The sequence below is a fragment of the Ruminococcus sp. AF17-12 genome (assembly GCF_003479245.1).
Lineage (GTDB): Bacteria > Bacillota > Clostridia > Lachnospirales > Lachnospiraceae > Blautia_A > Blautia_A fusiformis.
Genome location: NZ_QUGY01000013.1, coordinates 97064 through 108057 on the forward strand (window position 1 = coordinate 97064; position 10994 = coordinate 108057).

Here is a 10994-nt window from a genome sequence, read left to right on the forward strand (position 1 = left end):
TTCCAGCCGTCTAAAATGTTTCTGTATTCTATTTATTTTCAAATATATTCTCGCGGGTAATATTCTTAGCCCACTTCCCACTGAGATACCTTTTGATCACCCATGGCCACTTCACAAATTCATCCGTACAGAGCAGAAAATACACCCACATAACCGGCAGCTTCAGTACAAAAGCAGCGAAGAATCCAAGGGGTACTGCATATACCCACATATCAATGGTATCACAGATCAGACCAAACTTTGTATCACCACCTGCCCGGAACACACCAGCAATCAGGGTTGTATTTACGGCAGACCCCATAATATAGTAGCTGTTGATCAGAAGCATATATTTCAGATAATGCATGGCAGTGGGTGTCAGGGACGCAAATCTCATTACGAACGGTGTGATGGCAAGAACGATAAGTCCGCCCAAAAAACCTGCAATAACAGTAAGCTTCAGTGTTTTGGAAGCATAACGCCTGGAACGTTCCAGATCGCCCTGCCCCATAACATTGCCTAGAAGGATACCTCCTGCACTGGCAATACCGAAACAGAAAACAGAGCCGATATTACGGACTACTACAACCAGAGAATTGGCAGCAACCGCATCCGTACCAAGATGCCCCAGGATCACAGAGTACATGGAAAAACCAATACTCCAGGAAATATCATTGCCAAGAGCCGGCAGGGAAAGCCGCACGAAATCACTGAACAGCAGTTTGCTTTTTGTGAACATACATCGGAGATCCAGTCGGACATTTTTGCTGAAAGCAGAAACAATAAAACAGGCGATCAGCTCGATCATTCTGGAAAGTGCAGTAGCAATAGCCACACCGGTAGCACCAAGCTTGGGTGCTCCGAACAATCCGAAGATAAAAGTCGCATTCAAAAGAATATTCAGTCCAAAGGCCAGCATATTCATCGCCATGCTGGTAGTCACCCGTCCAATGCTTCGAAGAACAGCCAGATAAACCTCCGTCATACCCCAGCAGATATAGGTGATACCCATAATGCGAATATAGGAAGAACCAATGGCCAGAAGCTCCGGATCGTTGGTGAACAGTTTCATCATCATCTGTGGCATGGTAAATGCAACGAGTGCCACGAGAACAGAGATGATCATGGAAAAACGAAGAGCGATTCCCTCGATGATCTGAATGGCTTTGTAATCTCCCTTTCCATAATACTGGGCACAAAGCAGGGTGGCTCCCGTACCAAGACCGTAATAAACCATAAACAGGACATTGGAATAATTCGCTGCCAGGGATACTGCGGAGATGGATGACTGACCTACAAAGTTCAGCATGATAACATCGGCGGAATTGACCGCTGCACTTAGCAGATTTTGAATGATGATGGGGATGACAAGCTTAACGATCTGTGGATAAAAATCATCCTGCTGTGAAAGTTGATTTCTCATTTCCTCCTCCAAAAAAATACAATTACAATGACGTGAAAAACAGTAAATCACATACATGGTAACTGTGTCAGCTTTCGTAAAAGTGAAAGCAGACATGATTGCACGATAACATAGTTTACAGGCAGTGTCAATCGGCAAACTGCAAAATTGTTTAAACAACTTACGGAAAAATGACGAATACAAAAAATGCATAAAAAATTATATCAGCAGTTGTTGAGATTTCCAATCCATGATAAACTGAATGAAGATATTTTTCAGAGAAAGAGGAGTAAAAAATATGCCAGTTTTTGATTTCAGCGCAGCGCCGGCAGATAAAAAAGAGACAAAAAGCCAGTGCACATATACAACATTTCGTTCTAATGAAACAAAAGCCACACCGGAGAAACCGATGCTGATCCTGGATAACAGCAAAAGAGAGTGGAAACATCATTCTTGCGGATATTTTTCCAATCCTGCGAAGCAGACTGCATTTGAGTTTAAGGAAGAGGACGGTGTTTTTCCGGCAGACATCCTGAAGATCGATTCCCGTTTTACAAGCCTGATCAAATGGCTCGGAGAAAATCATATCAACATCCGTCTTTCAGGACAGAATACAGAAGAAGGATATGCTGTTTACAAAATCCGCGAGATCGCTTTTGGCGGAGGCACCAAGCTTTCTGCTGAGGACGGATTTCTTCAGTTTATGATCGAGCGTCTGTTTGCAAGCAGTGCGCCGGCAGAAGAAAATGAGAACGATGAGGAGGAAGAAGACGGTGACGATATGAAGCTTACCAGTATTCAGAGTATCACCGACTTTATGAACTGTGCCGGAAAGACTATGCCGGATAATATCCGTCTCTGGGCAAGAAGAAATCTGGCAGTTGCCCGTTCTCATGAGGTTTCTCAGGAGGAAAGACGCCATGCCCAGAGAGCACTTTCCATCATGATGAATATTCAGTGGAAGCATAATTATTTTGAGTCTATTGATCCGAAGGAAGCACGTCGTATCCTGGATGAGGAGCTTTATGGAATGGAGCGTGTAAAACAGAGGATCATTGAGACGATCATTCAGATCAACCGTACTCATACACTTCCTGCTTACGGACTGCTTCTTGTAGGACCGGCAGGTACCGGTAAATCTCAGATCGCTTATGCAGTTGCAAGAATCCTGAAAATGCCGTGGACAACCCTGGATATGAGTTCGATCAATGATCCGGAACAGCTTACAGGAAGCTCTCGTGTTTATGCAAATGCCAAGCCTGGAATCATCATGGAGGCTTTTTCCATGGCAGGAGAATCCAATCTGGTATTTATCATCAATGAGCTTGACAAGGCTGCATCAGGTAAAGGAAACGGAAATCCGGCAGACGTGCTTCTGACACTGCTGGATAACCTTGGTTTTACAGATAACTATATGGAATGTATGGTTCCGACAGTTGGTGTCTATCCTATTGCCACAGCCAATGATAAGGCACAGATCAGCGCACCTCTGATGTCACGTTTTGCAGTGATCGATATTCCGGATTACACACCGGAGGAAAAGAAGATCATCTTTTCCAGATTTGCGCTTCCCAAGGTTCTGAAACGTATGAGCCTGAAACAGGAAGAATGTATCGTAACGGATGAGGCGCTGGACGCAGTAATTAAGAAATTTGAAGATACCACAGGAATCCGTGATCTGGAGCAGGCTGCGGAGCATATTGCGGCCAATGCTCTGTATCAGATCGAGGTGGATCATGTGAAGGCTGTAACCTTTACCCCCGAGATGGTACAGGAGCTTCTGGACTGACAAAGGGATCTGTTTTGCAATGATAAAAATGCTTCCGGAGATTTTTTCGGAAGCATTTTTGGCTGAGGGAATGCACCTGTTTATGCCGGGCCTGTCTGATCGTAAAGGAAAATTATAAAAATAATGAAATCAGGGATTGCCTGAGAAAGTGTAAATGTGTATAATGAGATAAAAGAGCGTGCGCGTGAACACAAAGCACACAGGAGAGGTTTTGGAGGGTAAAATATGGCAGTAACATTACAACAGATTGCGGAAGCAGCAGGAGTTTCAAGAGGCACTGTGGACAGGGCACTGAACAACAGAGGCCGTATCCGCCCGGAAGTAGAAGAAAGGATCAAAAGGATCGCCCGGGAGATGGGATACCAGCCCAGCCGTGCCGGTCGTGCCCTTGCCATGGCAAAGAGAAAGATCCGTATCGGTGTGATCCTTCAGTATATGGAGACTCCTTTTATGCAGCAGGTTTTAAATGGGGTCCTGGAAGCAAAAGAAGAAGTGGAGAGCTTTGGCGGAACAGTAAAGATCTATGAGATCGAGGGCGTGGAACCGGAAAAAGTAATGGCTGCAATGGAAGAACTCCGGGAAGAGGGCTTTAATGGAATCGCGCTGACTCCATCAGAAGATCAGCTTTTGAGAGCGAGGATCAATCAGTATCAGGAAGAGTATGGAATTCCGGTAGTTACCTTTAATGCGGATCTGGAAGATACAAAAAGGTTATGCTTTGTGGGACAGGATACCTTTCAGGCCGGTCGTACGGCAGCAGGTCTGATGGGGGAGATGACAGGCGGAAACGGGCAGGTTGCCATAATTTCCGGACAGGTTGCCAATCCTGGTCTGATCAGCAGGCAGAAAGGATTTACGACAGAGATCAAAGAAAGCTTTCCGGGAATCGAGATCGTGGATATAAGGTATTCTTATGATGACGAATGGGTGGCATCCAAGATTGTGGAAGAATTTCTGGAGCTTTATCCGGAGCTGACCGGGATCTATATTGCGGGTCATGGTGTAAAGGGTGTCTGCCAGACCTTGCAGAAGCTTGGAAAGGATAAAACTATGCATGTGATCGCCAATGATTTCCTGGAAGAAAATCTGAAATGGCTGAAAGAGGGGACGATCAATTTCCTTATCGGTCAGGATGCGGCTGTACAGGGACATTCTCCGGTGATTATTTTGTTCCAGCTTCTCTTTGACAGCAAGGCACCGGAAAAGGAATACCAGTATACAGATATTGTGATCCGGACGAAATATAATATGGGTTAAAAAGGAATTGCTGTTGCGTATAGAACCCATGATCAGAAATATCATATGGCAGAATCCTGTACAGGGAAAGCAGATTCAGGAGGAAAAATGAATTATAAAAATGTAAAGATCGCAGAAGGTGCCAGGATCGCAAAGCAGTCTGTGATCCTTGGAAATGTAACGATCGGCCGTGACAGCTGTGTATTATATTATGCGGTGATCCGCGGGGATGATGCGCCGGTAGTGATCGGAGAAGAAACAAATATCCAGGAAAACTGTACCATTCATGTGAGCCACAACATGCCGGTCCATATCGGAAACAACGTTACTGTGGGACATAATGCGGTGATCCATGGATGTACCATCGGAGACCGGACATTGATCGGAATGGGAGCCGTGATCCTGGATGGTGCAAAGATCGGAAACGACTGTATCATAGGAGCCGGCAGTCTTGTGACTAAAAATGCGGTGATCCCGGATGGTTCTCTGGTAATGGGAAGTCCGGCCAGGATCAAACGAAATCTTACCTGGGAAGAGAAGCTTGGTATCGTGGAAAACAGCAAAGAATATCTTGCTGTGTCCGAAGAGATGAAAGCACAGGATGTATTATAAAAAAGTGAAGAAGACATTTGTAAACGGACAGCTCCGACTGCTTTGTAATATGAGAAGCAGTCGGAGCTGTAACTTTGTTATATAAAATGCTTATATTTATCGTTTTTTTATTTATCGATCACTTCCACCGGTGTGTCATCCCGTGCATCCAGATCGTTGATATATTTTTTGGTCTCTTTTACGATCACATTGGAAAGCAGTAGTACTGCGATCAGGTTTGGAATAGCCATCAGTGCATTCAGGATATCCGCTACGGTCCATACCAGGTTCAGAGAAATAACAGGGGAGATGGCAGCTACCGCAATATACAGCACACGATAGGGGATGAGTCCCTTTTTGCCGGAGAAATACTCCACGCACCGCTCGCCATAATATGCCCATCCAAGGACTGTAGAATATGCGAAGGAAATGATACCCACTACAAGGATCACAGGACCAAGAACCGGGATCTGCTGAAAAGCCAGTGTAGTAAGAACACCGCCATCAGTGATATTTCCCATGTCGATCGAAGGATTTTTCATAATACTGGTTACCAGAACAAGACCGGTCATCAGACATACCACAACGGTATCCCAGAATGTACCGGTGCTGGAAACGAGAGCCTGACGAACCGGATTTCTTGTCTGTGCGGCAGCAGCGGCGATGGGGGCAGAACCCATACCGGATTCATTGGAAAAAAGTCCTCTTGCGATTCCATACTGCATGGCCATCATGATACCACGTCCTACAAGACCTCCTGCAGCAGCACCAGGGGTAAATGCAAATTTGCAGATGGTTTTTACTGCGGGAATGATAAAATCGAAATTGATCCCCAGGATGATGATACATCCGATCACATAGAAAAATGCCATAAACGGAACAAGACGTTCACATACATTGGCGATGGATTTGATCCCGCCGAAAATAACAAGGGCAGTAAGAACTGCCACAGCAATGCCGATCGCTGCCGGCGAAATATGAAGGTTCTCATTACATACCGTTGCAATGGCATTGACCTGGGTAGCACATCCGATTCCAAAGGAAGCAAAGCCACCGAAAAAGGCAAAGATCAGACCAAGCCAGCGCATATTTAATCCGCGCTCCAGGGCATACATAGCACCACCCTGCATACGGCCGTCTTTGGTCTTGACGCGGTATTTTACAGCGATGAGAGACTCACTGTATTTGGTGGCGATTCCGAAGACACCGGTAAGCCAGCACCAGAGGACTGCACCGGGACCACCAAGAGCAATGGCAGTACCGACACCGATGATATTTCCGGTTCCAATAGTGGAAGCAAGGGCTGTTGTCAGGGCGCCAAACTGGCTGACTTCACCTTCCTCATTGGTATCTTTGGTGACAGACAGGCGAATGGCGGTACCAATCTTACGCTGGATCACACCGGTACGGATGGTCATGAAAATATGGGTGCCCAGAAGTAAAATGATCATCCACCAGCCCCACACCAGACTGTCGATCTGGTTTATCACACTTCCGATTGCATTCATCATAGAAATCTCCTCCCTTTCTCAAAGCGAAATATCCGCAGGACTGCAGAAATAACACAAAGGCGTACAGACACAGGAAATATGTGCTGTACGCCCTTGTACGTTACGCTCTTAAGTTTTGATTATTGTGTCAATTATACAGGAATATTCAGAATAATGCAATAAAAATATTCCCTCTGAACAGAAGATTTTTTGCTTCAATATATGTTGATCAAAACACTACAGGACCTTCTTCGCAGTACATATAAAATCCCGGGCGTACTGTGGGAGATAGGTACCTCTTCGGTATGCAATTGTCAGTGTGCTGAAGACGCCATCTTCACCAATGGAAAAACAGGCTGGTTTTACAGGGAGGTCCATATTTTGGACATAGGTTTCCGGGGTGAAACACATACCAAGTCCTTGCATGCAGAGTTTGACACAGGTTTCTGTGTTGCGGCTCTGAATTGGCACATAAGGCTTGATATGGGCAGCTTTCAATGCTTCCAGCGAAAGCTGTCCGGTAGTCTGTTCTGGAAAATGCAGGATAAAAGGCTCTTCTGCCAGAAGTGAGAGATCAAGCTTCGGGTATATGCCGTGAGTGGATACACTGCCGGCAGCAGCCAATGGGTGCTCCGGAGGCATGATCAGAAGGATTTCTTCTTTTTTCAGCAGTTCGTATTCCAGCTTGGGGTGTTTATGTACTTCATTGAAAATGCCAAAATCAAGCTGATCATTGAGCAGAAGTTTTTCCTGGATAGAATATGCCTCTTCCAGGATATTGACCTTTACTTTAGGATATTTTTGAAAAAAAGAGGTCATGATCTGAGGAACCATACAGGTACTCCTCATCAGTGGGAAAGCAACGTTCAGTTCTCCTTCATTATTTTCTGTAAGATCTTTCAGCTCTTTTTCCCAGTCCTGTTGTATCTGCAGGATCTTTCGGGCATATTCCATATATTTGCGGCCCGCAAAGGTAGGTGTATAGCTGTTTCCGCTGCGGCTGAACAGCTTGGTCCCCATTTCTCGTTCCAGTTTCTGGAGATGCTTGGTCAGGGTTGGCTGGGAAATATAAAGCTCCTGTGCGGCTTTTGTAAGATTCTGATATTTGGCAATGCAGAGAATGTACTTCAGTTCATGATAGTTCATGTTTTCCTCCAACTATTCCATTTTGGCATAATTTTTATGTATAATATGAATTTGACTTCCTGATATGCATATTTTACAATACATCCTATCATCATATCAAGGGGGAAAAAATAAATGAAAAACTGGCTGGAAAAACAGTTCAGACTGTCTGAGTTCAATACAAATATAAAAACAGAACTTCTGGCAGGACTGACAACTTTTGTAACTATGGCATATGTGCTTGCCACGATCCCAAATATTCTGGCAGGTGCCGGTTATGATAAACACACGACTCTGACAGCTATGATCATTCTGATCATTGTGACCAGCTGTGCAATGGCATTGGTTACCAATCGACCGTTTGCTCTGGCTCCGGGACTTGGAAGCGTTGGAATTATTGCGTCTATGATTACCAATGAAGGCGTAAGTATGCCGATCGCAGCAGGTGTGATATTCTGGAGTGGTGTTCTTTTTATCATAATTTCATTCTTTGGTCTGAGAGAAGCCGTGGTACGTGTGATCCCGGTAAGCCTGAAACAAGCGGTTAGTGCCGGTATTGGTCTGTTTATCGCACTTCTTGGTGCAAAAAACTGTGGACTGATCGTGGCAAATGATGCAAAAAACTGTCTTTCCTTTGGAGATCTTGCATCTCCATCTGTGATCGTAGCAGTGATCGGATTTCTGATTCTTCTGGTGATCAAGGTACGAAATATTCCGGGTGGTATGATTCTTGCGATCCTGCTGACCACTCTGGCAGGAATTCCTTTCGGTGTTACACATGCTCCGGAATCCATTTTTGCATTTCCGGCAGGTATCGGCCATCAGTTCCTGAAAGTTGATTTTATGGGAGCGCTGAATTTTGCTTATATTCCATTTCTGATCGCTCTGTTTGTACCGGATTTCTTTTCTACATTCGGAACAGTTCTGGGAGTGGGAGCAAAGGCAGGCTATCTGGATAAGGATGGAAATCTTCCGGGTATTGATAAATGCTTTAAGGTAGATGCGATTGCAACAAGCTTTGGAGCATTGTTTGGAATGCCGAGTCTTACTACTTATCTGGAGTCATCTGCAGGCGTAGAAGCAGGAGGAAAAACGGGACTTACGGTTATTTTTACAAGCATTTTCTTCGGACTTTCGCTGTTTCTGGCACCACTGGCTCTTGTGATCCCATCTGCGGCAACCGGTCCGGTGCTGATCTATATCGGCATCAATATGCTTGGTGCTATGAGAAATATTGATTATTCGGATATTACAGAGTATATTCCGGCATTTTTATGTGTAACCTTTACGATTTTTGCAAATAATATCGCAAATGGTATCTGCGTGGCGCTTCCGGCTTATCTCGTTATGAAGATCGCAGCAGGAAAGATCAAAAAGGTTGAACCGGTCATGTATGTACTGGTAGCAGTCTGTCTGTTGTATTTTTATTCAATTATCTAAGGATGGTGAAATGGTATGGAGCAGGTTCAGCTGCTGATCAAAAACGCAAAGGTATTTAATTCCTATCTTAAGAAATTCATATCTGCCAATGTTGCGGTGAAAGATGGAAAATTTTATTACATAGACAGAAAACAGGATACGGATCTTCAGACTGACAATGTGATCGATGCAAAGGGATCATACATGATTCCAGGACTGACAGATATTCACATGCATATTGAGAGTTCTATGGCCACACCGGCTTTTTTTGGAAAATGTGCAGGAGAAAATGGTGTGACGACGGTGGTTTCAGAGCCTCACGAAATGGCCAATGTCAAAGGAATCCGAGGGATTCTGGAAATGATCTCTGCGGCAAAGAATGCACCTATCGATATTTTTTACGGGATTCCAAGCAGCGTTCCGTCAACCAGTGAAAAGCTGGAAACAACAGGCGGGATCATTGACTGCAGTGCAATGAAGCATCTGCTGGAAGAAAAAGATGTGGTATGTGTAGGTGAAATCATGAATTACCGGCAGATCATCCGGGAAAATGATCTGGAGATCAGCCGGTTTCTGGAATATCTGAAAAAAGACCATCCGGGATATGTGATCGAGGGACACTGTCCGTCATTACTGGATCTGGATCTTGCAAAGTTTCTTTATCTGGGTATTAATGGTGATCATACAGAACATACTCTTGAGGAAGTAAAGCAGCGGATCGAAAACGGAATGTTTTTTGAAATCCAGGATAAAATGCTGAAACCGGAAATCCTGGAATATATCTGTCAGAACCAGCTCTACGAGTATTGTTCCTTTGTAACAGATGATACTATGGCAGATGTTTTGTATGAGCAGGGACCGCTGAATGCAGTGGTACAGAAAGCGATCGATATGGGATTTCCGATGGAACAGGCAATCTACTGTGCCACATATACACCATGTCAGCGGATGCATTTTTATGACAGAGGAGCTATCGCACCGGGAAAACTTGCGGACTTTATGCTGCTTAAAGATCCGTCCGTTCTTAAACCGGAAGCTGTATTCAAAAATGGTGTTCCGATTTATGCAAAGGATGAACCGCAGTTGCCGCTGTCTGCTTCCACATATGAATTTCCGGCAGATTTTTACCGGAGTGTACAGCTTCCGGAGATTTTTCTGAAAGATTTTCAGGTGAATGCTCCTTTTCAGGAAGGATATGCAACGGTTCGTGTGATAGAGATCAATCCGGATCGTACCCACACTACTGAAAAACTGGTGGAAATGCCGGTGAAAGCCGGAAAGATCTGCTGGGAAAACAGCGGATGTCTTCTGGCTATGGTGGTGGAACGTCATGGGAAGAACGGAAATATCGGCTATGGATTTCTTACAGGCTCCTGCTTGAGAAAGGGAACTGTGGCAACAACATATTTTCATGATCATCATAATCTCTTTGTGGCAGGAAGCTCTCCGGATGATATGTTATTTGCTGTAAACAGGATCCGGGAACTGCAGGGGGGATTTCTGACAGTAAAAGATGGAAGGATCCTTTCTGAACTTGCACTTCCGGTATGTGGGCTTTTATCCGAAAAATCAATCAGGGAGAATGGCCTTGCATTGAAGGCGGTAAGAAAAAGCCTTACAGATCTGGGATATGTGCATAATAATCCGATTATGTCAGTGGCAACACTTGGATTACCGGTAAGCCCGGCACTGAAGCTGACTGATAAGGGACTGGTGGATGTAAAAAAAGGGGAAATTGTTCCGCTGATCGTAAACACAAAGAAAAATAAATAACGTTGTTCTTATTGCAGCAATATAAGCCGGACGTGAGTCGCGGAAGGCGGCATAATAAGGCATAATAATCAGATATCGTTGTAAAAAATCTGCATTTTTCAATCTTATGATTGGAATCTGCAGATTTTTTGTTGTGTGACAGTAAAAATAAACCCCCTGCTATGCAGGGGGAGGGAAGATCTTTAGATAT

General features: G+C 44.6%; 8 protein-coding genes. 5 read left to right on the forward strand and 3 right to left on the reverse strand.

From position 1 onward, the window contains the following. Positions 1-28: 28 nt before the first annotated feature. Complete coding sequence (locus DWW77_RS13945; protein WP_118608924.1) at positions 29-1402, reverse strand: MATE family efflux transporter; 1374 nt, start codon at positions 1400-1402, stop codon at positions 29-31. Between the two features lie 277 nt (positions 1403-1679). Between DWW77_RS13945 and DWW77_RS13950 the strand changes: the two genes are divergently transcribed. The 3 genes from DWW77_RS13950 (at position 1680) to DWW77_RS13960 (ending at position 5018) form a co-directional block, all read left to right on the forward strand. Beyond that, entirely contained in the window at positions 1680-3170 is a 1491-nt protein-coding gene (locus tag DWW77_RS13950) for an AAA family ATPase (RefSeq protein WP_110102992.1), read from the forward strand. 225 nt (positions 3171-3395) lie between these two features. Beyond that, complete coding sequence (locus DWW77_RS13955; RefSeq protein WP_118608925.1) at positions 3396-4427, forward strand: LacI family DNA-binding transcriptional regulator; 1032 nt, start codon at positions 3396-3398, stop codon at positions 4425-4427. A gap of 87 nt (positions 4428-4514) precedes the next feature. After that, the gene (locus tag DWW77_RS13960; RefSeq protein ID WP_059086860.1) at positions 4515-5018 is read left to right on the forward strand and encodes a gamma carbonic anhydrase family protein; all 504 of its coding nucleotides are present in this window, start codon (positions 4515-4517) and stop codon (positions 5016-5018) included. Positions 5019-5125: 107 nt separating this feature from the next. Here the strand turns inward: DWW77_RS13960 and DWW77_RS13965 are convergent, their stop codons facing one another. Beyond that, entirely contained in the window at positions 5126-6505 is a 1380-nt protein-coding gene (locus DWW77_RS13965) for an alanine/glycine:cation symporter family protein (RefSeq protein WP_353616943.1), read from the reverse strand. A gap of 219 nt (positions 6506-6724) precedes the next feature. Then, a complete protein-coding gene (locus tag DWW77_RS13970) occupies positions 6725-7633 on the reverse strand; it encodes a LysR family transcriptional regulator (protein WP_118608927.1) in 909 nt (302 codons plus the stop codon). Positions 7634-7747: 114 nt separating this feature from the next. On the opposite strand from DWW77_RS13970, the gene DWW77_RS13975 reads away from it, so the two are divergent. Both DWW77_RS13975 and DWW77_RS13980 read left to right on the forward strand, forming a co-directional pair. Then, positions 7748-9052, forward strand: coding sequence for an NCS2 family permease (locus DWW77_RS13975; protein ID WP_021650670.1), 1305 nt, complete (start codon positions 7748-7750; stop codon positions 9050-9052). 15 nt (positions 9053-9067) lie between these two features. Further along, positions 9068-10804, forward strand: coding sequence for an adenine deaminase C-terminal domain-containing protein (locus DWW77_RS13980; RefSeq protein ID WP_118608928.1), 1737 nt, complete (start codon positions 9068-9070; stop codon positions 10802-10804). Positions 10805-10994 lie beyond the last annotated feature (190 nt).

Coding starts and splice junctions, on each gene's coding strand:
- DWW77_RS13945 (WP_118608924.1), bottom strand. CDS start 1,402: ATGAGAAATCAACTTTCACAGCAGGATGATTTTTATCCACAGATCGTT.
- DWW77_RS13970 (WP_118608927.1), bottom strand. CDS start 7,633: ATGAACTATCATGAACTGAAGTACATTCTCTGCATTGCCAAATATCAG.
- DWW77_RS13975 (WP_021650670.1), top strand. CDS start 7,748: ATGAAAAACTGGCTGGAAAAACAGTTCAGACTGTCTGAGTTCAATACA.
- DWW77_RS13980 (WP_118608928.1), top strand. CDS start 9,068: ATGGAGCAGGTTCAGCTGCTGATCAAAAACGCAAAGGTATTTAATTCC.
- DWW77_RS13965 (WP_353616943.1), bottom strand. CDS start 6,505: ATGAATGCAATCGGAAGTGTGATAAACCAGATCGACAGTCTGGTGTGG.
- DWW77_RS13950 (WP_110102992.1), top strand. CDS start 1,680: ATGCCAGTTTTTGATTTCAGCGCAGCGCCGGCAGATAAAAAAGAGACA.
- DWW77_RS13960 (WP_059086860.1), top strand. CDS start 4,515: ATGAATTATAAAAATGTAAAGATCGCAGAAGGTGCCAGGATCGCAAAG.
- DWW77_RS13955 (WP_118608925.1), top strand. CDS start 3,396: ATGGCAGTAACATTACAACAGATTGCGGAAGCAGCAGGAGTTTCAAGA.